This window comes from Corynebacterium phocae (genome assembly GCF_008693075.1).
In the GTDB taxonomy this organism is placed as follows: domain Bacteria; phylum Actinomycetota; class Actinomycetes; order Mycobacteriales; family Mycobacteriaceae; genus Corynebacterium; species Corynebacterium phocae.
Window position 1 is genome coordinate 240,611 of sequence record NZ_VXKJ01000037.1, and the last position, 26,413, is coordinate 267,023.

24 protein-coding genes are annotated in these 26,413 nt (G+C 58.8%); 14 read left to right on the forward strand and 10 right to left on the reverse strand.

Features of this window, described 5'->3' with window-relative positions:
- Nucleotides 1–28: 28 nt before the first annotated feature.
- From F4V58_RS05410 to mptB, 3 genes are read right to left on the reverse strand one after another with little or no spacing between them, the layout of a single operon-like run.
- Nucleotides 29–793 (reverse strand): ABC transporter permease, encoded by a 765-nt coding sequence (locus tag F4V58_RS05410; protein ID WP_075734028.1) that lies wholly within the window; start codon nt 791–793, stop codon nt 29–31.
- A 23-nt stretch (nt 794–816) separates the two neighbouring features.
- Nucleotides 817–1,872, reverse strand: a complete 1,056-nt coding sequence (locus F4V58_RS05415) for an ABC transporter ATP-binding protein (protein WP_425429754.1) — start codon at nt 1,870–1,872, stop codon at nt 817–819.
- 3 nt (nt 1,873–1,875) lie between these two features.
- Nucleotides 1,876–3,687, reverse strand: a complete 1,812-nt coding sequence (gene mptB / locus F4V58_RS05420; protein ID WP_075734030.1) for a polyprenol phosphomannose-dependent alpha 1,6 mannosyltransferase MptB — start codon at nt 3,685–3,687, stop codon at nt 1,876–1,878.
- Nucleotides 3,688–4,179: 492 nt separating this feature from the next.
- On the opposite strand from mptB, the gene F4V58_RS05425 reads away from it, so the two are divergent.
- From F4V58_RS05425 to F4V58_RS05470, 10 genes are all read left to right on the forward strand, one after another.
- Complete coding sequence (locus tag F4V58_RS05425) at nt 4,180–4,878, forward strand: helix-turn-helix transcriptional regulator (protein WP_245803050.1); 699 nt, start codon at nt 4,180–4,182, stop codon at nt 4,876–4,878.
- A gap of 29 nt (nt 4,879–4,907) precedes the next feature.
- Complete coding sequence (sufB, locus tag F4V58_RS05430; protein ID WP_211272789.1) at nt 4,908–6,314, forward strand: Fe-S cluster assembly protein SufB; 1,407 nt, start codon at nt 4,908–4,910, stop codon at nt 6,312–6,314.
- Between the two features lie 3 nt (nt 6,315–6,317).
- Nucleotides 6,318–7,490, forward strand: coding sequence for a Fe-S cluster assembly protein SufD (gene sufD / locus F4V58_RS05435; protein WP_075734032.1), 1,173 nt, complete (start codon nt 6,318–6,320; stop codon nt 7,488–7,490).
- 23 nt (nt 7,491–7,513) lie between these two features.
- Complete coding sequence (gene sufC / locus F4V58_RS05440) at nt 7,514–8,272, forward strand: Fe-S cluster assembly ATPase SufC (RefSeq protein ID WP_075734034.1); 759 nt, start codon at nt 7,514–7,516, stop codon at nt 8,270–8,272.
- A gap of 212 nt (nt 8,273–8,484) precedes the next feature.
- On the forward strand, nt 8,485–9,729 hold the full coding sequence (locus tag F4V58_RS05445) for a cysteine desulfurase (protein WP_075734036.1): 1,245 nt from the start codon (nt 8,485–8,487) through the stop codon (nt 9,727–9,729).
- A gap of 1 nt (nt 9,730) precedes the next feature.
- A complete protein-coding gene (sufU, locus tag F4V58_RS05450; RefSeq protein WP_075734038.1) occupies nt 9,731–10,192 on the forward strand; it encodes a Fe-S cluster assembly sulfur transfer protein SufU in 462 nt (153 codons plus the stop codon).
- A 5-nt stretch (nt 10,193–10,197) separates the two neighbouring features.
- Entirely contained in the window at nt 10,198–10,608 is a 411-nt protein-coding gene (locus tag F4V58_RS05455; protein ID WP_075734040.1) for a metal-sulfur cluster assembly factor, read from the forward strand.
- Nucleotides 10,609–10,745: 137 nt separating this feature from the next.
- Entirely contained in the window at nt 10,746–12,377 is a 1,632-nt protein-coding gene (locus F4V58_RS05460) for an ABC-F family ATP-binding cassette domain-containing protein (RefSeq protein ID WP_075734042.1), read from the forward strand.
- Nucleotides 12,378–12,425: 48 nt separating this feature from the next.
- Nucleotides 12,426–12,644 (forward strand): hypothetical protein, encoded by a 219-nt coding sequence (locus F4V58_RS05465; protein ID WP_075736538.1) that lies wholly within the window; start codon nt 12,426–12,428, stop codon nt 12,642–12,644.
- 9 nt (nt 12,645–12,653) lie between these two features.
- Nucleotides 12,654–13,598: a nucleoside hydrolase gene (locus F4V58_RS05470; protein WP_075734044.1), complete on the forward strand. Its 945-nt coding sequence runs from the start codon at nt 12,654–12,656 to the stop codon at nt 13,596–13,598.
- A 79-nt stretch (nt 13,599–13,677) separates the two neighbouring features.
- Here the strand turns inward: F4V58_RS05470 and F4V58_RS05475 are convergent, their stop codons facing one another.
- The 4 genes from F4V58_RS05475 to can form a co-directional block, all read right to left on the reverse strand.
- Nucleotides 13,678–15,042, reverse strand: coding sequence for a PFL family protein (locus F4V58_RS05475; protein WP_075734046.1), 1,365 nt, complete (start codon nt 15,040–15,042; stop codon nt 13,678–13,680).
- Nucleotides 15,043–15,051: 9 nt separating this feature from the next.
- Nucleotides 15,052–15,321 carry an ACT domain-containing protein gene (locus tag F4V58_RS05480; RefSeq protein WP_075734048.1) on the reverse strand — a complete coding sequence of 90 codons (270 nt, stop codon included), beginning with the start codon at nt 15,319–15,321 and terminating at the stop codon, nt 15,052–15,054.
- Between the two features lie 295 nt (nt 15,322–15,616).
- Entirely contained in the window at nt 15,617–16,183 is a 567-nt protein-coding gene (locus tag F4V58_RS05485; RefSeq protein WP_075734050.1) for a TetR/AcrR family transcriptional regulator, read from the reverse strand.
- A gap of 170 nt (nt 16,184–16,353) precedes the next feature.
- On the reverse strand, nt 16,354–19,170 hold the full coding sequence (gene can / locus F4V58_RS05490) for an aconitate hydratase (RefSeq protein ID WP_211272776.1): 2,817 nt from the start codon (nt 19,168–19,170) through the stop codon (nt 16,354–16,356).
- Nucleotides 19,171–19,518: 348 nt separating this feature from the next.
- On the opposite strand from can, the gene F4V58_RS05495 reads away from it, so the two are divergent.
- The 3 genes from F4V58_RS05495 to F4V58_RS05505 all read left to right on the forward strand — a co-directional run bounded on the left by F4V58_RS05495 (nt 19,519) and on the right by F4V58_RS05505 (nt 24,050).
- A complete protein-coding gene (locus tag F4V58_RS05495) occupies nt 19,519–19,995 on the forward strand; it encodes an Rv1476 family membrane protein (RefSeq protein ID WP_075734054.1) in 477 nt (158 codons plus the stop codon).
- Nucleotides 19,996–20,898: 903 nt separating this feature from the next.
- Nucleotides 20,899–22,836: a DIP1281 family NlpC/P60 protein gene (locus F4V58_RS05500; RefSeq protein ID WP_075734056.1), complete on the forward strand. Its 1,938-nt coding sequence runs from the start codon at nt 20,899–20,901 to the stop codon at nt 22,834–22,836.
- Nucleotides 22,837–22,937: 101 nt separating this feature from the next.
- On the forward strand, nt 22,938–24,050 hold the full coding sequence (locus F4V58_RS05505; RefSeq protein WP_075734057.1) for a ferrochelatase: 1,113 nt from the start codon (nt 22,938–22,940) through the stop codon (nt 24,048–24,050).
- A 13-nt stretch (nt 24,051–24,063) separates the two neighbouring features.
- On the opposite strand, the gene F4V58_RS05510 is transcribed toward F4V58_RS05505, so the two are convergent.
- Nucleotides 24,064–24,846 carry a hypothetical protein gene (locus F4V58_RS05510; protein ID WP_075734059.1) on the reverse strand — a complete coding sequence of 261 codons (783 nt, stop codon included), beginning with the start codon at nt 24,844–24,846 and terminating at the stop codon, nt 24,064–24,066.
- A 35-nt stretch (nt 24,847–24,881) separates the two neighbouring features.
- Here F4V58_RS05510 and F4V58_RS05515 point away from each other — a divergent pair, with 35 nt between their 5' ends.
- Nucleotides 24,882–25,730, forward strand: a complete 849-nt coding sequence (locus tag F4V58_RS05515) for a DUF3097 domain-containing protein (protein ID WP_075734060.1) — start codon at nt 24,882–24,884, stop codon at nt 25,728–25,730.
- Here F4V58_RS05515 and F4V58_RS13055 read toward each other — a convergent pair.
- The gene (locus F4V58_RS13055; protein ID WP_425429758.1) at nt 25,708–25,875 is read right to left on the reverse strand and encodes a hypothetical protein; all 168 of its coding nucleotides are present in this window, start codon (nt 25,873–25,875) and stop codon (nt 25,708–25,710) included. The genes F4V58_RS05515 and F4V58_RS13055 overlap by 23 nt on opposite strands.
- Complete coding sequence (locus tag F4V58_RS12855; RefSeq protein WP_075734062.1) at nt 25,796–26,398, reverse strand: MarR family transcriptional regulator; 603 nt, start codon at nt 26,396–26,398, stop codon at nt 25,796–25,798. Before F4V58_RS12855 ends, F4V58_RS13055 begins: the two co-directional genes overlap by 80 nt.
- Nucleotides 26,399–26,413 lie beyond the last annotated feature (15 nt).

Below are 26,413 nucleotides of genomic sequence, written 5' to 3' on the forward strand. Positions count from 1 at the left end.
TCACATAAAAGACAGCTAGTGGTGTTTTTTAGCCCTCAAAACGGAACCACTTAGCTGCCAACACGGAGGAGGCAACCGCCCAGGCGGCTAGGGACAGCAGGGGTAGGACCGGTAGGGAGCCAGTAAAGGCCTCACTTAGCCCCGCGGCTAGCGCCACGGTGGGAACAATATTGAGCAAGCCGTTGTCTCCGAGACCCTGGGCGTAGAGGGTCCAGCCGGCAACCCCCAACAGTGCGAACCAGAAGAGATTGGCAACTGCGAGGACTATTTCCGAGCTCAGCGTTCCGCCCAGGATTAGCCCCAGGGAGGTAAACGTCGCTACGCCCGCGATGAGCGTGAGGCCACCTAGCAAGACTCCTTGCACATCCGTCCTAAAACCCACTGCGAAGGCCGTGGCGGATAGTACCAGGACCTGGACAAGGACCATGGTGAGCACCCCTAAGACCTTCCCGGCGATGATTGCCCAGGATGGTACCCCGGAGGCTCCTGTTCGCTTGAGCGCGCCGTAGCGCCGGTCAAAGGCTAAGGCAATGGCTTGGCCGGTAAACCCTGCTGAAGTCACCGCTACAGCCAGTATCATCGGGTACAGCTGTTGGATATCACCCATCGCGGATTTTAGGGGCAACCGGCTGCCCGCCAGCAGTAGTGCAACGGGGATGATCAGGCTTAAAAGTAGCTGTTCTCCGTGGCGCAGCATCAGCCTGGACTCTATAGCGCCTTGGACTTTGAGAATCGATGCCACACTGGCCCGCTGGGGTGAGGGGCTGAAGGTACCGGGGGGAAACTGAGTCATTGCCGGGGTCCTTTTGGTTTTGTTCATGCGCGCAGCTCCCGTCCGGTTAGCTGCAAAAAGACGTCTTCTAGCGTGGCGCTGGCGGTGTCGATACGGCGCACCATGATGTTTTGCCGGGCAAGTTCTGCCGTTAGGGCGGCCACCGTTTCTGGGGTGGGCACCCCGCCGTCACCGAGAGCACCGGTAAGGGAGGCGTTGGTCCCCGCGGAGACGTTTATGGGGATCAGTTCGTAGCTCAGTGGGCGCTTGGCCCGAACATGAAGTCCGGCGGCTTCCATGCGTGCGGTGTCAACGGCGGCGCTTGTTTCAAAGCTGATAATTCCGGCGGGAAGGGTTCGCGCTAACTCCGCGACCGACCCTTCGGCTACCTTGGCACCGTTGTCAATTATGGCTACGCGGTCCGCTAAGGCCTCGGCTTCGTCCATGAGGTGGGTGGTGAGGACAACGGTGACGCCGTCTCTCTTGAGGGCGGCCACGAGGTCCCAGACCACTAGCTTGGATTGAGAGTCCATACCGGCGGTGGGTTCATCCAGGAAAACCAACTCGGGTCTTCCGATGAGAGCAAGAGCCAGTGACAGCCGCTGCTTCTGGCCACCCGAAAGCCTGCGGTAGGTGTTGTTGGCTGCGCCTTCAAGCCCCAGGATCTCCAGCAACCACTGCGGGTCGAGCGGGTTTTTGCGGTAGGCGGCAGACAAGGCCATCATCTCACGCACCCTTATACCGGAGTAAGAGCCGCCGCCTTGCAGCATGATGCCAATCCTTTCACGCACTGCGTCCGGTTGGCGGGTGGGATCTAGGCCCAGGACGGTGATCTGGCCACTATCGGGGGCCATAAAACCTTCGCAGATCTCAATGGTGGTGGTCTTGCCAGCACCATTGGGGCCCAGCAGGCATAGCGTCTCACCGCGGTTGACGTGGAAGGATAAGTCATCCACGGCTACCTTGGTCCCAAAGGTCTTTCGCAGACCAGCAACGTCCAGCACAGAGGACTTGGCCCGGAGCGGGCTGGGGCCGGACCCGGGGAGGCTGGAGCTTGCGTTTGCGCGCACGTCCCGGCTTCCATCAAAAGAGGTGTTCACGGCTTACCAGTCTAGGGCAGAGATGCCTTGGCGGCGCAAAGCAACCCACCAAACGCCGGCTACCGGTAAAAACGTCAGGGCAGCAGCCAGGTAGATAACCAGTACGGTATCCGGTGGCAAACCCAGGCCGCGGGGCAGAACCGCCACGCTCATGGGTACGGAATAGGCCACCACACAAGCACGGAACACAAAGCGGTTGGCCCAGGCAGCCAGGGGGAACACGGCCCACAAGATGTACCAGGGGTGGACCACGGGGAAGAACATAACCATGATTAGTGTAGCCACGCCTAGCCCTCCCACCGGATGGATGGAACCACGGAAAGTAGCTAGGAGCATGCGCACGATGAAGGCGGCGGCGACCAGGAGCCCGGCCGCGCGGGTGATAGTCAGCATTGACTCAGTGTGATCACCGAGGCCGAGGGCCATACCTATGTAGCCGAAAATGACGCCAATGTCCGTGGATATTGATAGCCAGGAGCGAATGCTGGCCGCCCCTCCTTGCCCAGTCACCCAGCCCAGGGATATCCCGGTAGCAACGGTCACTGCCGCAACCGTAGACACGAGAACCACCGACTGCCAAGCGGCGGCTCGTATAACTGCGCTGACGGGGCCAACCCCGCGATGTACCCACAGCGCCCTGGCAAGAGCCATCCCGGCAAACCCCAGACCGATAAAGCCAGTCACTTTTACCATTCCTGCGCAGCTGATGATCACGCCGGAGCCTAGAAACGCCGGGATCCAGCTAACTCCTTGGCGCGCAGTGAGTTTGTCCACGCCTTGGAGCGCAAGTTCCATGCCCACGAGGAGAAACCCCAGCATGATGGACTCGTTGTGGATGCCTGCAATTAGATGCAAGATGGCCAGGGGGTTGAGCAGACCCAGCCAAAGGGCGGCAGGCGCGGAGATCCGGCACCGGCCGGCGAGTTTGGTGATAGCCCACCCGGCGGCGATGACACCGAGGATGGACACTAAGCGGTGAAGAATTACCCCGGAGATAATGGTGTCTCCGGTAATCAGGCTGATTGTTTCCGCAATCTGGAGGGAAACCGGTCCGTACGGTGAAGGGGAGTTGGCCCAGATAAACGGCACGGATCTGGCCAGTTGGTTGTCAATTCCCAGTAGCTGGACCGGCCCGGCCGAATACGGGTCAAGACCCTGGCGGACTATTGAACCGTTGGCCAGGTAAGAATAGATGTCTTGGGTGAAAAGTGGAGCGGTGGGGATGAGGGGTATGACCCAGCTAAACCATGTGCGCCATATCTGATCCACGCTCACCACCCGCCGGGGCTTGACTGGCACGGCCTTGGGACTGTGGGCCTTTTTTATCGCTCTTTTCCGCAACTGTGGTCTTGGTACTGCGGCGGGAGGATTCAGCTGGGGAAGCGGTGTTCCCACGAATTTAGCCATTCCCAGCCAGGCCAGGGCCATCAGCCCCACACCGAGGAACACTATGGCGGAGGACGTTTGCAGCAGCTGGGCCAAGATTGAGCCCAAGGGCAGAGCGAAAATCCGGATGTTGTCGTAAGGGTCACCAACCACCGGTAGGGCGCCCGCACCCAAGCCGCCAAAGGACACTAGTAAAGCGCCTACGGTACCAAGCCACCGGAGGACGAACATGGCGCGCAGCTGGTCCACAGATTCGTACTTGAACCGGGTGGTTTTTTCAACGGGAGCGTCAAAGCGGGGATCGGGGACATTAAAAAGCTCTGCGTCATCAGCTCCGGAGGCGTGCAGGCGGGAGGCTCGCGTTCCCGCATGGCCTACCCGGGGTGAGATCGCCCGCAATTGAGAGGCAAAGGTACGCGGAACTTTCATCAACGCGCGACGGCGCGGCGTACGAGCGGTTTCCGTTGATTCCGGGAGATTTGCGTCTTTATGCTTTCCCACGGGACTTACCTTAGTCACGGATCAGCGCGATGAGGGAGTTTTAACCTTGTTTGCAGCATTAACTTCCCACACATCCGGCGTGGGGTAATCGATGTTCCCGCGCGCCCGGGTTCAAATCAGGGCCCAAAATTACACTGGCGTAATTTTCTCAACGGTCCCGAAATTCACCTTGGTCGCACGTTACTTAGCCCCGTGACCTGCATAGGTGGCATTATGGCACTATTTAGGGAACACTAGTGTTGTCTAAAACAGAGAAACGAGTTCCGGACAGGAGGTGTGCACAATATGGCAAAGCGATTCAAAGTGACTAACGCGGGTGGGGATTCCACGGAACCCAGCAAGGCAGCCGGGAAGGGAACCACCCTTTCTAGTCCGCTGCGGGAGTCACGCACCATTGAAGGTGATACGCGCCGTCAGATTATGTTGCTGCTCCTCAAAGACGGCCCGATTTCAGCATCTCATCTGGGCAAGCACCTGGGGCTTTCGGCCGCAGGCGTGCGCCGGCATTTAGACAACTTGGTCGAAGACGGGCTCACCGAGGTAGTTAGCCGCAGGCCTGCGGGTGCTACCGGAGGGCGCGGCCGGCCGGCTAAACACTTCCGGTTAACGGATGAAGGGCGCGCCCACTTTGGGCATGCTTACGATCAGTTAGCGGTTGACGCGCTGGAGGCTTTGCGAGCCGCCGGTGGAACGGACGCCGTAAAGAAATTTGCCAAGGCCCGCTTTGAAAAGATGCTTGCGGACGTACGTACCGTCGTTTCATTCGACGGTGACTCGGAGCAAGAGTCGGAGCAAGAGGTCGAAGAAGCAGCCCGAAAACTCGCGGAAGCCTTGGATGAATTGGGTTACGCTGCCACAGTGACTACGGCGGGGGCTGGCGTGCAGATTTGCCAGCACCATTGCCCAGTAGCGCATGTGGCGGCTGCCCATCCGGAGCTGTGCGAGGCAGAGCAAGAAGTCTTTAGCGACCTTTTACATAGACACGTGCAACCCCTGGCCTCCCTGGCGGATGGTCACGGAATATGCACCACCAATATCCCCCTGACAATAGCTACCGGGAACGGTAGCAAAGACAATCAGCCCAAAACTGATAGGCACAACGAAAGGAGCGCGTCGTGACAAAGGCACAACCACAGGTAAAGCCTCAGATGACCGATGATGAAATCATCGACTCAATCGGTGCGTACGAGTACGGCTGGCACGACCCGGATGTAGCAGGTGCGGCGGCTCGCCGTGGCCTGAGCGAGGACGTAGTCCGCGACATCTCCCGGCAGAAGAATGAGCCCGAGTGGATGCTCAACCAGCGGCTCAAGGCCCTGAACATCTTCGGAAAACAGCCCATGCCCACGTGGGGCGCGGACCTTACCGGCATCGACTTTGACAACATTAAGTACTTTGTGAAGTCCACCGAAAAACAGGCGCAGTCCTGGGAAGACCTCCCCGCTGACATCAAAGAAACTTATGACAAGCTGGGGATCCCAGAGGCCGAAAAGCAGCGTCTGGTAGCAGGCGTGGCCGCGCAGTATGAGTCCGAGGTGGTCTACCACCAGATCCGCGAGGACCTGGAGGAGCAAGGCGTTATCTTCGTTGACACGGACACCGGCCTACGTGAGTACGAAGAACTGTTCAAAGAATACTTTGGCACCGTCATCCCGGCGGGCGATAACAAGTTCTCCTCGCTCAACTCCGCAGTATGGTCCGGCGGCTCGTTTATCTACGTGCCCAAGGGCGTACACGTGGACATCCCGCTGCAGGCCTATTTCCGTATCAACACCGAGAACATGGGCCAGTTCGAGCGCACGCTCATCATCGTTGATGAGGACGCCTACGTCCACTACGTGGAGGGCTGTACCGCACCTATCTACAAGTCTGACTCGCTGCACTCCGCTGTTGTAGAGATCATCGTCAAGAAGGGCGGGCGTTGCCGCTACACGACCATCCAGAACTGGTCTAACAACGTCTACAACCTGGTGACCAAGCGCACCAAGTGCGAAGAAGGCGCCACCATGGAATGGGTGGACGGCAACATTGGCTCCAAGGTAACCATGAAGTACCCCGCCGTATGGATGACCGGCCCGCACGCCAAGGGTGAGGTGCTGTCCCTGGCCTTTGCCGGCGAAGGCCAGTTCCAGGACACCGGCGCGAAGATGACGCACATGGCTCCGTACACGTCTTCCAACATCGTGTCTAAGTCCGTGGCCCGCGCGGGCGGGCGCTCCGCCTACCGCGGCCTGGTGCAGATCAACCAGAACGCGCACCACTCCACCTCCAACGTGGAGTGCGACGCCCTGCTGGTTGACAACATCTCCCGGTCGGACACCTACCCCTATAACGATATCCGCAATGACCACGTGACCCTAGGCCATGAGGCCACCGTTTCGCAGGTCTCCGAAGACCAGCTGTTCTACCTCATGTCTCGCGGATTGTCCGAAGAAGAGGCCATGGCCATGATCGTGCGCGGGTTCGTAGAGCCCATCGCCAAAGAGCTGCCCATGGAGTACGCGCTTGAGCTCAACCGCCTGATTGAGCTGCAAATGGAAGGATCGGTGGGCTAGGAAATGGTAGCCTCCAACGAATTTAACTTGAACAAAGTCACCAAGGGTGACCAGCTGTCTTCCCACAATGTGGAGGACTTCAAGATCCCCACTGGTCGCGATGAAGTGTGGCGCTTTATCAGCCTGCGCTCCTTGCGCGGTCTGCACAACGGTAAATTTGCCACCGCTGTTGCCCAGGACATCGCCGTCACGGAAGCCGAGGGCGTGACCTCGGAGACCGTTGGTCCAGGCGACGAACGCTTAAAGCGCGCAGCCGCACCCAACGACCGCGTGGCCGCCCAGGCCTTTACCTCCATGCCGGAGGCTCAGGTGGTGACCATAGCGGCGGACACCAAGCTGGATAAGCCCGTCACCGTAACCATCACCGGCAAGGGTGAAGACGTCACCTCCTTTGGTGCCACCGTCATTGACGCCGGCCGCCACAGTGAGGCCACCGTGGTGCTTAAATACGTCGGTTCTGGCACGCACGCGGATAACATCCACTTCCTGGTCGGCGATGGCGCTCACCTGAACGTGGTAGTGGACGTGGACTGGAACGACGACGCCGTCCACCTTTCGCAGCACGTGGCGCTCATGGGGCGCGACGCGGTACTGCGCCACACCGCCGCCATCTTTGGCGGCCAGGTAGTACGCATGGTTCCGCGCGTAAACTTCACGGCACCGGGCGCGGACGCAGAGATGCTGGGCATTTACTTCGCCGACTCCGGACAGTACTTCGAAAACCGCCTGCTGGTGGATCACTCCATCCCGAGCTGCCGTTCGAACGTGATGTATAAAGGCGCGCTGCAAAACACCAAAGACGTTAAAGACCGCAAGGCCGAGGCCCGCACCTGTTGGGTAGGAGACGTCCTCATCCGCGCAGGTGCCCAGGGTACGGACACCTATGAAACCAACAACAACCTCATCTTGACCGAGGGGGCGCGCGCCGACGCCATCCCCAACCTGGAGATTGAGACTGGCGAAATTGCCGGTGCCGGCCACGCCGCCACCGTGGGGCGTTTTGATGACCTAGAGGTCTTCTACCTCAAATCCCGCGGCATCCCCGAAGAAGAAGCCCGCCGCCTTATCATCCGCGGTTTCTTCTCCGAGGTCATCGGCCGAATCCGCGTTGAGAGCCTGCGCGAGGATCTGGAATCCCGCGTGCTCGAAGAACTCAACAAGTCCAACACCCTTTAGAAAAGCAGAAAAGGTAAAACCCCATGTCAACTCTAGAAATCAAGGACTTGCACGCACAGGTCCTTCCCTCCGATGACAACTCCGAGCCCAAAGAGATCCTCAAAGGCGTCAACCTCACCATCAACTCCGGTGAGATCCACGCCGTGATGGGCCCCAACGGCTCCGGCAAGTCCACGCTTTCCTATGTTATTGCTGGCCACCCGCGTTACGAGGTCACCTCCGGCGAAATCCTTCTGGACGGCGAAAACGTGCTGGAGATGGAAGTAGACGAGCGCGCCCGCGCCGGCCTGTTTTTGGCCATGCAGTACCCAACCGAGATCCCCGGCGTAAAAGTCTCCCAGTTCCTGCGCTCTGCCGTAACCGCCGTTCGCGGTGAGGCACCTAAGCTGCGCGAATGGAACCAGGAACTCAACTCAGCGCGTGAGGACCTGTCCATTGACAAGTCTTTCATTGCCCGTAACGTCAATGAGGGTTTCTCCGGTGGTGAGAAGAAGCGCCACGAGGTCATGCAGCTGTCCATCCTCAAGCCTAAGATGGCGATTATGGATGAGACCGACTCCGGCCTGGACGTGGACGCCCTACGCGTGGTTTCCGCCGGTATCAACCGCTACCAGGAGGACACCAATGGTGGAATCCTGCTGATTACGCACTACAAGCGAATCCTCAACTACGTCAAGCCCGACTTCGTTCACGTGTTCGCCGCCGGAAAGATTGTCACCACCGGTGGTGCGGAGCTCGCGGACAAGCTAGAAGCCGACGGCTACGATCAGTTCATCAAGTAGTACAACCCGTGCCCGTCCCGTGCTTTGCTGTGGCTCTCACTGCGGCTGCAGCCGTGGCTGGTTTAGCCGTCTCGGCTGTTCCCTTGGCAGCCACCCAGCGCGGGCGGGCAATTTTGACGTGGTACCGGCCCCTGGGGGTCCGGTGCCACGTTCCCGAACGGTCTTGGGGCGTCAGGGTTTAACGCTATGCCCACGCCTATGAAAGGAGAGCCATGCCAGATTTTGACGTGGACGCCATAAGAGCACAGTTTCCCATCCTTTCGCGCACAGTGCGTGGGGATAAACCCTTGACATACTTAGACTCCGGGGCCACCTCGCAGCGGCCGCTGCCGGTGTGGAAGGCCGAAGAGGCGTTCGTTCTGGGCACCAACGCGCCGGTACACAGGGGCGCTTATCAGCTGGCAGAAGAAGCCACCGACGCCTACGAGGATGCCCGTGAGGCCATCGCGGAATTTGTTGGCGCGGGTGTAGATGAAATCGCTTTTACCAAAAACGCCACCGAGGCCCTTAACGCGGTGGCTTTTACCCTGGGCGACGACCGCGCGGGGGATTTAGCCGTAACCGCCGGTGACACCATTGTGGTCACCGAACTCGAACACCACGCCAACCTGGTGCCTTGGCAGGAGCTAGCGCGGCGCAGCGGTGCCACCCTCAAGTGGTACAAGTCCACCCCGGACGGCCGGATTGATCTGGACTCTCTGGAGCTTGATGACACAGTCAAGGTCGTTGCCTTTACCCACCAGTCGAATGTCACCGGCGCTATTGCCGATGTCCCGGAGATGGTCCGCCGCGCACGCGCCGTAGGAGCCCTAGTGGTTTTGGACGCCTGCCAATCAGTTCCGCACATGCCGGTGGATTTTCACTCCCTCGACGTGGACTTCGCGGCCTTTTCCGGGCATAAGATGTGCGGACCTGCGGGCGTAGGCGTCCTGTACGGCAAAGCTGAACTCCTGGCTCAGCTGCCCCCGTTTCTCACGGGCGGTTCGATGATTGAAGTGGTGAAAATGGAGGGAACCACCTTCGCTGCGCCGCCACAGCGGTTTGAGGCAGGTACTCAGATGACCTCCCAAGTGGTGGGTTTGGGTGCCGCCGTGAAATTCCTCCAGGAAGTGGGAATGGACGCTATCCACTCCCACGAGAAAGCGCTTACCGCTTACGCCCTCCACGAGCTACAGAAGATCCCCGGCGTGGCCATCTACGGTCCGCAAACCGCCGCAGACCGCGGGGGCGCTATCGCGTTTGCCGTAGCTGGAATCCACCCCCACGACTTAGGACAGGTCTTGGATGACCAAGGGGTGTGTATCCGAGTAGGACACCACTGTGCGTGGCCAGCGCACCGGGCTCTTCACGCCCAATCGACCGCCCGAGCCAGTTTTTACCTTTACAATACGATGGAAGAAGTCGACCGCTTGGTCGAAGCCATCCGTTATGCACGCGAATTTTTCAAGGTGGATTAAATTGAACCTAGACTCCATGTACCAGGAGGTAATCCTGGACCACTACAAAAACCCCACCCACGCGGGCCTGCGGGAAGGACACCAGGCGGAGGTCCACCACGTGAACCCCGCCTGCGGGGATGAGCTAACGCTGCGCGTCCACCTGTCCCCAGGTGGTGAGAAAGTAGCAGACGTTTCCTACGAGGCGGAGGGCTGCTCCATATCCCAGGCCTCAACGTCTGTGATGGCTGATGAAATCGTTGGCCTCCCAATCGACGAAGCCTTTGAGAAACTCAACGCCTTCGAGAAGATGATTACCTCGCGCGGCAAAGAAGAAGGCGATATTGAGGTCATCGGTGACGGCGTTGCCTTTGCCGGTGTGTCAAAATACCCCGCCCGCGTCAAATGTGCGCTGCTGGGATGGAAAGCCTTTCAAGCGGCAACCGCCCAAGCCCTAGATAACCCCCAGAAAACGGAGAAATAGTTACCATGAGCGATGAACTAATTGAGCCATACCAAGACAGCAACGCCAGCTTTGACGGCGCCGGCGAGCGCCCCGAGCAAACCGAGGCGCAGATTGCCAAAGTCTATGACATCGAGGAATACATGCGCGACGTCATTGACCCCGAGCTGGGGATCAACGTCGTTGACCTGGGGCTAGTCTATGATATCTGGCTGACCGAAGAAGACGGCAAAGAAATCTGCAATATCAACATGACCTTGACCTCTCCGGCCTGTCCGTTGACCGATGTCATTGGCGAGCAGATCGACGACGCTGTGGTGGGCAACAAACAGGCCGACGAAGTACGACTGAACTGGGTATGGATGCCACCGTGGGGGCCAAACATGATTTCCGAGGAAGGCCGCGAAATGCTCCAAGCCCTAGGTTTTGCCGTATAGCCTGCCGCCCCAGCCAGCTAGCTACCGGGGCGCCACGCCGTAGCTGAAAGCAGCAAGCTAGATGAAAACGGCAAATCAGGCCGGGTACACGTCTGCGGAATCACTAAAGACGGGCTAAGTTGATACACTGACTCCTCGTGATTGTGACCAATGATTTTGAGGTACGTGTAGGCGCCCGAACGCTGCTTGAGGCCCCCGGGCAGATGTTGCGCGTTCAACCCGGTGACCGAATTGGACTGGTGGGCAGAAACGGTGCCGGAAAAACCACCACCATGCGCATCCTGGCAGGGGAAACCCAGCCGTACGGCGGGTCTATAACCAGCTCCGGCCCCATTGGTTATCTCCCCCAGGACTCCCGCGAAGGCAATATTGAACAAACTGCCCGCGACCGTGTCTTATCTGCGCGCGGACTCGATGAGATGAAAAAGCGCATGCTCAAACAGCAGGAAATCATGGAGTCCACGGATAATGAAAAACACCGTGATAAGGCCATCCGGAAGTATTCCCGGCTGGAAGAGGAGTACCAGGCCCTGGGCGGCTACGAGGCTGATTCACAGTGCGCCCAGATCTGCGACAACCTGGGGCTGCCACACCGGGTGCTGGATCAGCAGTTAAAGACCCTGTCCGGCGGGCAGCGCCGGCGCGTGGAACTGGCACAAATCCTGTTTGCTGCTTCCGCAGGGTCCGGAAAATCCCAGACAACCTTGCTCCTAGACGAGCCCACCAACCACCTTGACGCCGATTCCATCACTTGGTTGCGGGGCTTTCTGGCCAAGCACGAGGGCGGCCTAGTAATGATCTCCCACGACGTCGAGCTCCTTGAGTCAGTTGTAAACAAGGTGTGGTTCTTGGACGCCGTGCGTGCGGAGGTTGATATCTACAACATGGGCTTTAAGAAGTATCTTGATGCCCGCGCTACCGATGAGGCCCGGCGCCGCCGGGAGCGCGCGAACGCAGAAAAGAAAGCCTCCGCGCTCAAGAAACAGGCAGCCAAGCTGGGGGCAAAGGCCACTAAGGCCGCCGCCGCGAAGCAGATGCTGGCGCGCGCAGACCGGATGATTAACGAGTTGGATGAGGTCCGCGTTGGCGACAGGGTGGCCTCTATCAAGTTCCCCGAGCCCGCACCGTGCGGCAAGACCCCTATGAACGCCCAGGGGCTGACCAAGATGTACGGGTCGCTGGAAGTGTTCGCCGGAGTCGATCTAGCCATCGACAAGGGCTCCCGCGTGGTGGTCCTGGGCTACAACGGCGCAGGTAAGACCACGCTGCTGAAACTTCTTGCGGGTGTGGAGCGAACGGACGGGGAAGGCGGGATCGTCAGTGGACATGGCCTGCGCATTGGATACTTCGCGCAGGAACACGACAACATCGATGTGGAAAAGACGGTGTGGGAAAACACGCTCGACGCCTGCCCGGACGCAGGCCAGCAGGATTTGCGCGGGCTGCTAGGCGCGTTCATGTTCTCCGGCGACAAGCTGGAACAACCCGCCGGCACGCTGTCCGGCGGTGAGAAAACCCGTTTGTCTTTGGCAACGCTGGTTTCCTCGCGGGCCAACGTCCTCTTGCTTGATGAGCCCACCAACAACCTGGACCCGCAGTCGCGTGAACAGGTACTTGACGCCCTAGCTACCTACACCGGCGCCGTGGTCCTGGTGACTCACGATCCGGGCGCCGTCAAAGCCCTCAAACCCGAGCGCGTCATCATCATGCCAGATGGAGATGAGGATATGTGGTCCGATGACTACATGGAGATAGTCGAATTGGCTTAGGCAAAAACACCTTGGCCCTTTGTCCGCTAATTGGCCTACACTGAGACCATGACATTGCAAGCTAAATGGGAAAAACTAAGCCCCAAGGGCAAGACGGCCGTCATAGGCGCTGCGGCGGCTGACATTAGCCTCACCGCGGCGGCGTGGCACTTCCTCTATCATCTTCCCAGGAGGAAGATTCGCGGGAGCAAGAAACTGTGGTTCCTGGTCTCTTTGGTAGACGTGGTGGGCCCGCTGGTGTTTCTCAGCTTCGGGATCAAAAGGTAGGAGACAACAATGGCACGAGTACCTGTAATCATTGACTGCGACCCAGGCATTGATGACGCCCTGGCGCTCATCTACCTGGCGGCGCTGCACCGCAACCGCGAAATTGAGATCGTGGGCGTGACCACCACCGCCGGGAACGTGTCCATAGACGCCACCGCGCGCAACGCCGCCTGGGTGCTGTACATGTGCGGGCTTGAACACATCCCGGTCGCCGCTGGTGCGCCGGCTCCGCTGGAAGCTGAACTTGTAACCACCCCGGAAACCCACGGCGAACACGGCCTGGGCTACCTTCCGGCCCCCGACCGGCCGTATTCCACGGACTGGCAGGCGGTGTGGAAAGCCGCTGCTGAAAGGCAAGCGCATCTGCTTATCACCGGTCCGCTGACCAATGCGGCCCTGTACGCCGCCACGGACTCCTTGGCGGCGTTCCGGGACATCACGGTCATGGGCGGTTCGGTGAATTACCAAGGAAACACCACCCCAACAGCGGAGTGGAACTTCTGGGTAGACCCCCATGCCGCCAGGGATTTCTTCGCGCACCTAAGCGCGCATGAACTCAAGGCCACCCTGTGCTCGCTGGGAGTTACGGAGCAATTTTCCATTGGCCCGGTAAAAATGGACAAACTAATAAAAGAACTGGGTGCGCATTCGATTGCCAAGTACATCCCTGAGCTCATGCGCTTTTATTTCGAGTTCCACGAGGCGCAGGGGGAGGGCTACAAAGCCCACATCCATGACCTACTTACCTGCATGATTGCCTTTGGCAAGGTGCCCTGCGACAAACAAGACACCTACGTGACGGTGGAAGCTGAGTCCGAACTACTCCGGGGTACCTCCGTTGCGGACCTGCGAAACCACTGGGGCAAGGCCCCCAACACGCGCCTGGTCACCGCCGCGAGCATATCCTCGGCGCACAAGGAGTTCCTGCGGGCTGCAGATATGCTCACCGACTAAAAGAGGCAACCTCCGGCTTAGCCCCGGGGCCGGAACTGGACTGCTAGGCCCCCGGGGCAGGGGTGCAGCGCCCCTGGGCCTAGTTGCGCAACCCGTGTAGCGGGGCGGGGATAAACCCACCGCGGTCGATGAAGGTTGAATTGCCTACGTGGTTGACGTCGATCACGGGGGCGTAGCCCAACAGGCCGCCAAAGTTGACCTCGTCGCCTACATCTTTGCCCGGCACCGGGATGACGCGCACGGCGGTGGTTTTATGGTTCATCACACCGATAGCGGCTTCGTCGGCAATCATCCCGGCAATCGTGTTGGCCGAGGTGTCACCGGGGATGGCCACCATGTCAAAGCCCACTGAGCAAATAGCGGTCATGGCCTCCAGCTTGTCCATAGAGATGGCTCCGGAGCGCACGGCGTCTATCATGCCCTTGTCTTCAGAGACGGGGATAAAGGAACCTGACAGGCCGCCCACGCGGGAGCACGCCATCATTCCGCCCTTTTTCACCGCGTCGTTGAGCAGCGCGAGAGCTGCGGTTGTGCCGTGGGTGCCCACTTGGTCAAGGCCCATGTGTTCGAGAATATGGGCTACTGAGTCCCCCTGTTCGGCGGTAGGGGCTAAGGACAGGTCGATGATGCCAAAGGGGACGCCTAGCCGCTGGGAAGCCATGTCACCTACCAACTGGCCGGCGCGCGTAATCTTGAACGCAGCCTTCTTAATTTCTTCAGCCACTTGATCCAGCGAGGCACCTTTCAAAGACCCCAAGGCGCGGTCCACGACGCCCGGGCCGGAAACACCCACCGAAATGACGCAGTCGGGTTCTTCAATGCCGTGGAATGCGCCGGCCATGAAAGGGTTGTCCCCGACGGAATTGGCAAAAACCACCAATTTCGCGCAGGCGATAGCGGAATTATCTTTGGTAAGCTGAGCCGCTTCTTTGATTACCTGGCCCATGGTCTTGACCGCGTCCATATTGATTCCGGCGCGTGAGCTGGCAATGTTTACCGAGGAGCACACGAAATCAGTGGTGGCCAGCGCCTCCGGGATTGAGCGAATCAGGCGCGTATCCGCGCTCGAAGCTCCCTTTTCCACCAGGGCGGAATAACCGCCCACAAAGTTCACGCCCACTTCCTTAGCGGCGCGGTCCAGGGCTTTGGCTACCAGGACGGGATCCCCCTGCGCGCCGGCGGTGACCAGCGCCACCGGCGTGACGGAAACCCGTTTGTTGACGATGGGGATTCCCAGTTCGTCTTCAATACCTTCGCAGACCTCAACCAAGTGTTTGGCTTGAGCCGCGACGTGGTCGTAGACGGCAGTGGCCGTAGCCTCCATAGTGGGGCGGGTACAGCCTAGTAGGGAGATTCCCATGGTCACCGTGCGGATGTCCAAGCGGTAAGACTCGATCATCTCGATGGTGTCAAGAATCCCCGTGGTGTTAAATCTACTAACCATGGTCTGCTCCTAAACCTCGTGCATGGCGGTGAACAGGGACTCGGACTGTACCCTGATGCTCTGCCCGGTACTGTCCGCCACTGGGCTCATGGCCTTCTTCAGGTCAGAGACTGAGGTGGTGGTTTCGTCGAATTCCAGGCGCATGATCATGGTGAAGTAGCCGGACATGAGAGTCTGGGAAACATCAACGATGTTCACGTCTTGTTCCGCGAGCTTAGTGGAGACTTGGGCAATGATTCCGGTCCGGTCTTTACCGGTAACAGTCATAATGGCAAACATGCCTAGATTCTATACCCCGTTCCGGGGCAACCCGGGGTCGGAGGGGCGCAACTGGGCTACCGGGGTGAACCCCGGACCGGAGTTCGCCTTGGCCTAGCACCATGCCGCTGTTACCGGCTCAGGCCCGGCACGCGGAAAGCATAACGCTTAGGCCTTGCCGCGGAATCTTTCTGGGGTTCCGGCAGCACTCCGGAAGTAGAAAACGCGAAAGGCCTTTGCACACGGTGAAAGCCCCGGCGGCGGCCCGGCGGGTGGTAGCCGGGTGCCCCCAGGGAAGCAGGTGACGGTGTAACCCCTATACGGCCTTTGTCCTTATAGCCTGTTCGACCAGCTGTAGAACGTGTTCTAACCCTTCGGAGTCCCCGCGCGCGAGCCGGGAGATAAAGCCGTCCATGAAAGTCTCCAGGAATGTTCCTAAGACTTCAATGTCTACGTCATCGCGGATCCGTCCTGTTTCTGCTTTGGAGCGCAGGCGGTCGCGGACCGCTTGGTTGAGGATGGACTGCTGGTCCTTCCACCGGCTGCGGAAGTTGGGGTCGGTGCGCAGCAAGGACGCGATTTCCAGCCGGGTAGCCAGCCACTCATGGCGCTCGGGGGAAGAGAGTATCTCCCGCATCACCTCGACAAGGCCGTTGTTTGCTACTACTTCGGCTTGGCGCGCGGCGTCCTGCCTTGCCAACGCTAGGAACAGGGACTCTTTGTCACCAAAGTGGTGGAAGATAGCGCCTCGCGACTTCCCAGTTTCCTCCTCTAGGCGCCGCACGGTCGCGCCTTCGTAACCAAACTGCGCGAAGCAGCGCCTGGCACCTACAAGGATTTCGTGACGCCTGCGGCTCAGCTCGTCGTCACTAATGATAGGCATTGTGCTAGTCCTCTTTGTTAAGCGAATAGGAACTTATGACGAAAGGGGTAGCGCTGTCCTCTGGGTTCCCAGAGAGGCGGGCGCTACCCCTTCTTGCTTCGAGAGCTGTCAGTTTCTAGGCAGGGCGGTGGAGAAAGCCCCACATTCCTAGGCGGCTCTGCGGGTCCGTACTAGCTCTTTACCATTTGGCGCAGAACGTACTGGAGGATACCGCCGTGGCGGAAGTAGTCAGCCTCACCCGGGGTGTCGATTCGCACGATGGCGTCGAACTCAACCTTCTCACCGGAGACCTTGGTAGCCGTGACCTTAACGGTCTTCGGGATGGTGCCGTTGTTAAGCTCCGTGATGCCTTCGATGTCGAAGGTCTCGGTGCCGTCTAGGCCCAAGGACTCGTGAGATTCACCATCAGGGAACTGCAGCGGAATCACGCCCATGCCAATGAGGTTGGAGCGGTGGATACGCTCGAAGGACTCGGTGATAACGGCCTTAACACCCAGCAGGACGGTGCCCTTAGCTGCCCAGTCACGGGAAGAACCGGTACCGTACTCCTTGCCCGCGATAACCACGAGAGGAATATCTTGCTCCTTGTAGTTCTGGCAAGCGTCGAAGATGAATGCCTGTGGGCCACCCTCCTGGGTGAAGTCACGGGTGTAGCCGCCGGTGATGTCAACTAGCTGGTTGGCCAGGCGGATGTTGGCAAACGTGCCGCGCATCATCACCTCGTGGTTGCCACGACGGGAACCCAGGGAGTTGTAGTCGTTGCGGTCCACGCCGTTTTCATCCAGGTACTGCGCAGCTGGGGTGCCGGGCTTGATGGAAGAAGCGGGGGAGATGTGGTCCGTGGTCACGGAGTCGCCCAGCTTGGCAAGGACGCGGGCGCCCTTGATGTCTTTCACTGGCTCTGGCTCTGGCTTCATGTCGTCGAAGTAAGGAGCCTTGCGGATGTAGGTGGAAGCCTCATCCCATTCGAAGGTCTCACCCTCCGGAACGTCCAGCGCACGCCACTGCTCGTCGCCCTTGTAGACGTCGGCGTAGTCAGCTTCGTAGAGCTCGCGGGAAATTGCGTCGGCGATGGTGGACTCAATTTCCTCGGTGGAAGGCCAGATGTCCTTCAAGAAGACGTCGTTGCCATCCTGGTCCTGGCCCAGCGGCTGGGTTTCGAAGTCGAAGTCCATGGTGCCGGCAATGGCGTAAGCGATAACCATGATTGGGGACGCCAGGTAGTTCATCTTGACGTCTGGGGAAATACGGCCCTCGAAGTTGCGGTTGCCGGATAGGACTGCGGTGGCAGCCAGATCGTGCTCGTTGATGGCCTGGGAAATTTCTTCCGGCAGTGGGCCGGAGTTACCAATACAGGTGGTGCAGCCGAAGCCGGAGAGGTAGAAGCCCATGGCTTCCAGGTCCTTCCAGAGATCGGCGCGCTGGTAGTAGCCGTCCACAACCTGGGAACCGGGCGCGCAGATGGTCTTGACCCAGGGCTTGGATTTCAAGCCCTTGGCTGCTGCCTTGCGGGCAATCAGGCCGGCGCCGACCATGACGGAGGGGTTGGAGGTGTTGGTACAGGAGGTGATGGAGGCGATGGCTACCATGCCGTGGTCCAGGGTGTACTCCCCGCCGTTGGGGGAGGAGACTACCACTGGGTTGGACTGGCGGCCGGCAGCGCCCTTGGCTGCGGACTCGCCTTCGCCTTCGCGGGACTTGTTCAGGCCCCCGGTAACGTCCTCGTTATCTTCCATCACTGCGCCTTCAGCGTCCATGCGCTTTGCCTGTAGCGATGCTTCGTCGCCTACAGGCTCACCGTCGGCGTAGGTGGGCAGATCCTTGCGGAACTGTTCCTTTGCCTCGGATAGGACGATGCGGTCCTGTGGGCGCTTTGGTCCGGCGATGGAAGGCTTGACGGTGCCCAGGTCTAGCTCAAGGTACTCGGAGTACTTGGCTTCCGGTGCGTCCTTTTCCAGCCACATACCCTGTGCCTTGGCGTAGGCCTCTACGCGGTCAATCTGTTCCTGCGGGCGGCCGGTGAGTTCGAGGTACTTCACGGTTTCTTCATCGATGGGGAAGATGGCCGCGGTGGAACCGAACTCTGGGGACATGTTGCCAATGGTGGCGCGGTTTGCCAGCGGGATGGACTTGACGCCGTTGCCGTAGAACTCGACGAACTTTTGGACCACGCCGTGCTGGCGCAACATTTCGGTGATGGTAAGTACGACGTCGGTGGCGGTCACGCCTACCGGGATTTCACCGGTCAGTTTGAAGCCCACGACCTTGGGGATAAGCATGGATACTGGCTGGCCAAGCATTGCGGCCTCTGCCTCAATACCGCCCACGCCCCAGCCCAGGATGCCTAGGCCGTTTTCCATGGTGGTGTGGGAGTCGGTGCCAATACAGGTATCTGGGTACGCTACGCCTTCGTTGTCGAAGACAACACGGGAGAGGTACTCAATGTTGACCTGGTGGACAATGCCGGTTCCGGGAGGAACAACCTTGAAGTTGGAGAAGTTCTCTGCACCCCAGCGGAGGAACTGGTAGCGCTCTTCGTTGCGCTCGTATTCAATCTCAACGTTTTTCTCGAGAGCTTCTTTGGAACCAAAGGCCTCCACGATAACGGAGTGGTCAATGACCATTTCTGCGGGGTTGAGGGGGTTTACCTGCTCAGGCTTGCCGCCCAGGGCCTCTACGGCCTCACGCATGGTGGCAAGGTCAACAACGCAAGGTACTCCGGTGAAGTCCTGCATGAGCACACGGGCGGGGGTGAACTGAATTTCAGTGTCTGGTTCAGCAGACGGATCCCAGTTTGCTAGCGCATTGATGTGGTCTTTGGTTACGTTCTTACCGTCTTCGTAGCGCAGCTGGTTTTCTGCCAGTACTTTGAGGGAATAGGGTAGTTTTTCCATTCCCTCGACAACGTTGATGTCGAAGTATTCGTATGATTTTCCTTTGACATCAAGAGTCTTCTTGGCGCCGAAGGAGTTCAGGCTTTCAGTCACAGGGGGCTCCATTCCTTGTTGTATGTTGAACTTAGGTGTTCCTTTATTCTCTTGACGGACCGCAGTCGGGCGATTAAAGGTGCCTAGCATGGGGCTTAGAATCTAAGACCGCCGATGGCTAAATCTGCCAAGGAGAACGCAATGGTTCACCCCTCCATAATAGAGGGTTCCATGGTCGTCTGTTTTGGAGTATAACAGTACGGACGTTCTGTTTGAATATTGTGGGGGTTTCCCGGCGCGCCAGAGCCTCCTCTGCCACGCTGCCGGTAAGACTTATATAGACGGCAAACCCCGGACGGGAAGGGCTTGCAGCCTCTCGTTGATTAAAACTTTGCAAAGGACAACTCCGTGATTCCAGCTGGTGTAGATGTAAGTGACCTAGCGGCCCAGTTGGCCGAAGATCGGGTAGCTTTTTCGGCTTCCACCCACACTGAGGGGTTCGATGGGCCGGCGCAAAGGGGCATCCAGGAGGTGTTGCGTCCGGGTGAGGGCATTGCCGTTGTTGACGTTATTCCAGCGAAGGCTGCTGATTTGCGAGATGTCGCGCAAGAGCTCGCTGATGCCACTGGGCTAGAAACGGTCATAGTGCAGTCACCCACGGACGTCTCTGTTGTCAGCTCCCGTTACTCCCGCGCGGAAATCGAGTCCGTTCAAGCCCAGATCGCCCCGGGGACCGAGCATACTGTGGTGGTGGAACAGCTCCACGAGATGGGCGGGGGCTCCGGGGAGTCCTGGACGTTGGCGTTAGTCGCGTTTGTAGCGTTGGCCGCCGTGGCGGCATCGGTCGCCTGGCGTAGTGCCAGTGCGGGGTTGGATAGACCTTAAATCTCTGACAGTTTTAAGCCGAATCTTTAACACCTTTAAGCCCAGGGCGGGGACCCTGGGGGAGTGGGTGTCAAGCCCTGGCGCTTGACACCATGGCGGTGGGCTCGGTAGGCCAACTATGGGGGAGAGGTCTTTATTGGTGTAGCTTGGCACCCGTCGCGAAGTGTGGCGCAAATCACTTGTAATAGTTTTGTTACAAACCGTGCAGGTAGGGGCCAAAGATGGTCATGTTTCTCTACTTGACCAAAGTGACCAATGGTTAAATCGGTGTACTTGACTAGCTAAGTGGTTTACGCTTTAGAAATCGACACATGAGTTGAAATCTTTCTCTCCGGGTCATTTATCCTCCTTGAGGTTTTTCTTTGCACGAGCATGTGGGGAAGCAGGCTGTGAGCAATAAAAGAGAAATTTTGGTGGAAATGCCAGGTATTCGGGATCGGTTGCGTCCCATGTGTTGGTAACAAAGTGTTCAAAATATCGATGAACGCGTTGTGCTTGATAGGGACAGCTGACCCTAGTTCCTGCCATGGCAAAAGGGGCCCTCAATCAGAAGGCCCGTACCCACCACGGCCAGGGCAAAGGTCTGCTGAAAAGTTTGCGAGCGCCAACCGGCCCCAAAGAAACATACGTTTCCTGAAGGGCTGATTGAACGCTAGCTTTTTAGACCTTGTCATACCGTCTAGACGGAAAAGTTCACCGCTCTTGGCCTAGCTCTGCTGGGCGGAGCATGTAGGAACTGCCGTTGCGGTATGCCCAAGGTCTGAGGATCTAGCAGGAGATCACCACCGCCCAGCCTCATGCTGGACACCGGCGTAGGGCACCCGTGAACTTGCTTGGCCACGTTCGCCACAGTTGTGGGGTGAGCTGTGTGCCACGAGCACGGCGCTGAGGAGAAAAACTTCCGTGGCCACCACTTATAGAAATGCGTATAGAAACCGGAAGCCTAAACCAACCTTTAGGCTTCGTTCCTTCCTTGCCGCTGCATCCTGCACGGCAATCGTCTCCCTGGTAACCTCCGTGACCCCTGCCCCCGTGCAGGCACAGACTATCGAGCAGCAATTGCTGCGCGATATTGATAAAGCCATTCGCGATGGAGCAGGGTCCATCCCCGAGCTTGCCGGGGCACTCGCAGACATCCAGAGTGAAATCTCCAGGCTTGATTCCACCATCGGCGCTCACCGCGAAGCCGTCAACCGTGCCTTGGTGGACTTGCAGGACGCCCGCACTGAGCTGTTGCAAGCCCAGAAAGGGACCAGCACCGCAAAGTCGGAGCTGCAAATCGCCGAAGACGCCGTAGCTTTGGCGCAGCGAAAATTGGACGAGCTTGCACGTTCTGCTTTCCGGCGCGCCAACACCAGTGAATCGGTTTCCCGAGCTGCGGGACAAGATAGCCGGCAAAAGATGTTGGAGCGCCAGAGCTTCCTCAAGGTCCAGACCTCGAAGCAGCGTGAGGTAGTTAAGGAGCTTGAGCGGGTTAGAACCGAGAAGGCAAACAAGGAGTCCCAACTCCGAAAGGTAGAACAGCTTGCCCAAGACCGCGAGCAGCAGGCCGCAGAAAGCGAGCAGGAAGCCAGAAATCTCCTCTCCGAGGCCTCCGCACGGGTCCAGGAAGTTATGGGACAACGTGAAACTTTGCTAGCTAAGCAGCAGCAGGCCGAGGCCGCGCTGAGCTCCTTCCGCGGAGAGATGCCGGATGAAAAGGACCAAGGCAGCAACAAGGCGGGAGAAAATAGCGTAGACCCTTCCGGCAATGACGCTGTAGCAGCGCCACAGCCCGCAGCCCCCATTGCGGCTGCACACCGGGCTCCGGCACCAGCGGCCGACGCTACCCCCGCTGCCACTAGTCCAGCCGCCGGAGGAGATAACTCCACGGATGGAGCAGGTAATGCTGGCACCCCCCAAGACAATGATCTTGCCGGTTCCAGCCGGGCCGCAATTGAAGCGGTCCGGGGGGTTACAGCCGGCGTGGGTGGGGATAAAGCCCCCTTTGAAGGATTGACGGCAGACGCTGGTTCAATTGCTCCAGATGCGGCAGGCTCCTCACTGAGCAATGAGGAAATGGCAGTAGCAGGAGTTGCGGTATTCGGCGCTGCGGCGGCCATCGTGGCGGCTTCCCAGCCCGAACACGCCGCTCTAAGCTCAGAGATGGGTTCTTCACGCGGTAACCTTAAAGCCCTGCAAGGAGTTCTCTCAGCCACCAGTCAAGTGCTAAAGGCCACAGACTCCCGGTACACCAATTCTCCCTCGACCACGGCGCCTCAAGCTTCTCACACGACCGTAGAAAACAGCACGGGACAGGCTGGTGCGCAGGCACGTACGGGGGGTTTGACGGATGACCTCAACTCGGTACTCGAGGCATTGGACAATACGTTGACTGTAACGGAAGAAGCTACTGAAATTGTGGCGGATCAAGGTGAGGACGCCCTCATTGAGGCCGTTATTGCTCGCGCTCAATCCCAGGTGGGTGTGAACTACGCATGGGGCGGTGGCGACGCCAACGGACCTACCCGCGGCATCCGGGACGGTGGCGTGGCTGACTCCTACGGTGACTTTGACAAGGTGGGTTTCGACTGCTCCGGGCTCATTCTCTACGCTTTCGCTGGGGCAGGAATTGCCTTGCCGCACTACTCGGGATACCAGTACAACCACGGGCGTCGCGTGCCCGCCTCCCAGATGAAGCGTGGCGACCTACTGTTCTACGGCCCAGGTGGCAACCAGCATGTTGCTATTTATTTGGGTGACGGAACAATGATCGAGGCACCAGAGTCTGGCGGGCATGTCCGAATAGCGCCCGTTCGCTATGCGGGAATGACTTCTGATGTCGTCCGGCTCATTGGCTAAGGGGACATTCGCAGTCGGTCCGCTGCTTGTTCCTGGAATTTCGATCACACGAATCCCTGTTTTCCCTGTCTGGCACCGCTTAGTTGGTAGGGTCATCGGTTATGACCCACGCACATGAAACTGTCCCTGCTTTAGACAACTACGACGCCCTCCTCGTTCTTTCTTTCGGTGGCCCGGAAGGAAACGAGGAGGTTGTCCCGTTTTTAGAAAACGTCACCCGGGGCCGGGGGATCCCCAAAGAGCGCCTAAAGGTAGTAGGAAAGCACTACTTCCACTTCGATGGGGTAAGCCCCATAAACCGCCTTAACCGCGAGCTGATTGCCAATATTGAACAAGAACTGGCAGAACGGGGGATCGACTTGCCCGTCTATTTTGGCAACCGGAACTGGAAGCCGTTTGGCACAGACGCCGTGGACAAAATGGCAGCCGATGGCAAGCGCAACATTTTGGTTTTTGCCACCTCAGCCTGGGCCGGATACTCCGCCTGCCGCCAATACCATGAGGATATTCAACACCTTGTCGATTATGTCCAGGAACAGGGGCTGGGCGATATCCAATTCACCAAGATCCGCCAGTTCTTCGACCACCCCAAATTCATCGCCGAAATGGCGGAGGCGGTCACAGAGTCCTTCGCCGAAATTCCGGAGGAGTTGCGCGATAGCTCCCGCTTGGTATTTACAGCGCACTCGGTGCCCACCGCACACGACGACGTCTCGGGGCCAGAGGGGGAGAAGAACCTCTACTCGCGCCAGGTGGAAGAAGCCTCGCGCTTGGTCGCCCGGGAGGCGGGCGTAGAGGAGTTCGACTTAGTGTGGAATTCCAGGTCCGGCAATCCGGCTACCCCGTGGCTGGAGCCGGATGTCGCTGACCATGCCGCCCAGCTAGCCGAAGAGGGGATAAAAGCCCTGGTGGTGTCCCCAATAGGTTTTATCTCCGACCACATGGAGGTTATCTGGGACCTGGACACCGAGCTGGCCGCGGAAATGAAGGATCTAGGAATGCACCTAGAGCGCACCCGTACCGCAGGGCCCAGCAAACGTTTCCAGTCCATGGTGGTGGATTTGGTTGAGGAGCTCCAGCAGGGCGTGGCTGCCCCCGTGGGCCGCCAGGAAGCAGTAGCTAGACTGAGCCAGTTACCAGTTCAGGGCTGTACCCGCAATGGCCAGCCCTGTGCTGCCGGCTGCTGCGACATTTCCCCCACCCCTGCGCCTTAAAATCCCAGGCAGGCTAGCGGGCGAATTCGGTTAGTGCGTATGCAACACCAGCCATACGGGCTTGACGGATGTGCCGCCATAAACGCAGTAGCTGCGGATCCAGGTAGTGGTCATCGAGCCTGTCAGTAACGGTTTCGATGATAGCGGCCACTCGGTCAGCGCGGGAAAAGAGCTTTTCGCTACGCACCGGCGTAGCGGCAGGAAGGCCCGGATTTTCGTAGAAGTCCGCCAGGGAGCCTACCTGCAGGCGAGGCGATGGAGTATCTTTTTTGACATAATCCATCTTTTCTATCCACGCTGCCGATTCCTCAGTGGCCCTGGCCAGAAGAAAATCCGCATCACCGGGACTAAGCCAAGCGGGCGCGGGCAGGGGGCCGGTTTCCACAAACAGCTGCCAGCCGGTTCCTGCGTGGCCGCCTTCGCCAGACAGCGCCGTTGGTACCAGGACCAGGTGGCGGTCTGCTTGGGCAGTTTTGACAATGATTGCCCCGGCCAGGCTCTTAGCTGCGGCCTGGAAAGCAGGCGAGGATGCAGGCAAAGCCGGCGGCTCGCCGGGGCCCGAGAGCACCAGGCGGAGCAGCGGTTCACCCGCCGAATTTCCGGGAAGGTGCCCAACTTCGGAGCGGATGGAACTCAAGAGATCAATGAGAGGCCGGCCGTCCTCCAGCGTTTGATAGCCCCCCAAATCAGTGAGGGCATCAATTAATTCATCGGTCGACTCCAGGCCAAACAACCACGCCCCCAACCAAATAGAGGCGTTTTGTAACGGAGACCAGACTTCAGCGCGCATATCCATATCGCAGGGCAGTTTAGTAGATAATATGGGGCGCTATGAGCTTTTCTTCCCGCGATCCGTATGCAGGCGATATCTTAAGCGGCCATTCCCGCAGCGCGCCCCGTCAATACCCCTCGATTCCGGCAGAACCGGGCATGGTGGTGGAGGTAGTTGGTGATGACTTCGTGGGAGCCGTCATGGGCATCGATAAAACCGCTTACGGGCAGGTAATAAGGCTGGAGGACCGCTACGGGAAACAGCGCGTGTTTAATTTGGTTCCGGGAGGATTCCTCTACGAAGGCCAGCAAGTTACCCTCACCCGTTACGTGGCCACCAGTGGCCCTGTGAAATCCAACTCCGGGTCTAGGAAAGTAGCCAATGTTGAGGCCAAAGTAGCGGCACCGTCGCGCATTTGGGTGGAAGGAATCCACGACGCCGCCATCGTAGAGAAAGTGTGGGGACACGACCTTAGAGTAGAAGGCGTAGTGGTGGAATACCTGGAGGGCCTGGACAATCTTGAGTCCAGGTTGAAACAGTTCCGGCCCGGACCCGGACGCCGGGTAGGTGTCTTAGCCGACCACCTGGTCAAAGGATCCAAGGAATCCCGTCTAACCCAAACAGTTGGACCGAACGTATTGGTTACCGGCCACCCGTTCATTGATATCTGGGCGGCCGTAAAACCAGAGCGCGTAGGACTGCGCGCCTGGCCCGACGTTCCTTACGGAGAGGATTGGAAAAAAGGCATCTGCCGCCGCGTGGGGTGGTCTGATCCTAAAGAAGGGTGGAGTCGCGTCTACGGGGCGGTGTCTACGTTCCGGGACCTGGATTCAACGCTCATCGGCGCGGTGGAACGGTTGGTGGACTTTGTTACCAACCCGGAGCTTAGCAAAGCAGACTTGAGCTAAGGCTTGTAAGTGAAAGGCTCAGTAGTCCGGGGAAATCTCCGGGGTCTACGCCTGGCACCAACCTCCTAGGACTTAGCCTGATGGTTGGCTCTTTCGAGGACGTTGACCACCAGCTGCCACCCCACCTGCTCCGCGTTCCACCCAGCTGCGTGCAGGCGCTGGGACATAGCCTGCTTGCTAATCCCCAGCTCCCGAGCGGCCTCGTTTTGGTTCAACCCGGAGCGCACCAGCGCCGTGGCTTCACGGCCTTCAATGGTGCGTTTATTGAGGACAAATCCCAGTAGGGTGAAGGCGGCAGCTATGTCCGCAGCCTCTGAGCTGCGCCCCGAGGCATCAATCTTGGCGTACACCTGACCCGCGCGGGCAGAGTTTTTGCACGCCGCAGTGGCAATAGACCTAGTCCTTGTGGCTGACTCTGCGGAAGTGTCTTCTCCCGCTCCCAAAGCAGGGGTAACCCCTATTCCAACGGCCCAATCACCATCCGCGAGCAACGCCAAGACCACCTCACACACGGCGGTGGATGAACTCACGGTAGAGCAGATATCTTCCACTCCGAGCAGCTTGAATTCATCCACCCCGTCTAAGGTGGAAAGAGCCTGGGCTGAACGCTGAACCAGGGCCGCGCGGCGCAAAGATTGGCCACGGTACCTGGCGTGTACGGCAAGCATAAAGACTTGACTCCT

Excerpts from the sequence above, each read along its gene's own strand:
- sufB (WP_211272789.1), top strand. The coding sequence starts at position 4,908 with ATGACCGATGATGAAATCATCGACTCAATCGGTGCGTACGAGTACGGC.
- mptB (WP_075734030.1), bottom strand. The coding sequence starts at position 3,687 with ATGAAAGTTCCGCGTACCTTTGCCTCTCAATTGCGGGCGATCTCACCC.
- F4V58_RS05480 (WP_075734048.1), bottom strand. The coding sequence starts at position 15,321 with ATGTTTGCCATTATGACTGTTACCGGTAAAGACCGGACCGGAATCATT.
- F4V58_RS05515 (WP_075734060.1), top strand. The coding sequence starts at position 24,882 with ATGAGCTTTTCTTCCCGCGATCCGTATGCAGGCGATATCTTAAGCGGC.
- F4V58_RS05470 (WP_075734044.1), top strand. The coding sequence starts at position 12,654 with ATGGCACGAGTACCTGTAATCATTGACTGCGACCCAGGCATTGATGAC.
- sufC (WP_075734034.1), top strand. The coding sequence starts at position 7,514 with ATGTCAACTCTAGAAATCAAGGACTTGCACGCACAGGTCCTTCCCTCC.
- F4V58_RS05445 (WP_075734036.1), top strand. The coding sequence starts at position 8,485 with ATGCCAGATTTTGACGTGGACGCCATAAGAGCACAGTTTCCCATCCTT.
- F4V58_RS05425 (WP_245803050.1), top strand. The coding sequence starts at position 4,180 with ATGTTGCTGCTCCTCAAAGACGGCCCGATTTCAGCATCTCATCTGGGC.
- F4V58_RS05455 (WP_075734040.1), top strand. The coding sequence starts at position 10,198 with ATGAGCGATGAACTAATTGAGCCATACCAAGACAGCAACGCCAGCTTT.
- F4V58_RS05485 (WP_075734050.1), bottom strand. The coding sequence starts at position 16,183 with ATGCCTATCATTAGTGACGACGAGCTGAGCCGCAGGCGTCACGAAATC.
- F4V58_RS05410 (WP_075734028.1), bottom strand. The coding sequence starts at position 793 with ATGACTCAGTTTCCCCCCGGTACCTTCAGCCCCTCACCCCAGCGGGCC.
- F4V58_RS05465 (WP_075736538.1), top strand. The coding sequence starts at position 12,426 with ATGACATTGCAAGCTAAATGGGAAAAACTAAGCCCCAAGGGCAAGACG.
- F4V58_RS05475 (WP_075734046.1), bottom strand. The coding sequence starts at position 15,042 with ATGGTTAGTAGATTTAACACCACGGGGATTCTTGACACCATCGAGATG.
- F4V58_RS05510 (WP_075734059.1), bottom strand. The coding sequence starts at position 24,846 with ATGGATATGCGCGCTGAAGTCTGGTCTCCGTTACAAAACGCCTCTATT.
- sufD (WP_075734032.1), top strand. The coding sequence starts at position 6,318 with ATGGTAGCCTCCAACGAATTTAACTTGAACAAAGTCACCAAGGGTGAC.
- F4V58_RS12855 (WP_075734062.1), bottom strand. The coding sequence starts at position 26,398 with ATGCTTGCCGTACACGCCAGGTACCGTGGCCAATCTTTGCGCCGCGCG.
- F4V58_RS05505 (WP_075734057.1), top strand. The coding sequence starts at position 22,938 with ATGACCCACGCACATGAAACTGTCCCTGCTTTAGACAACTACGACGCC.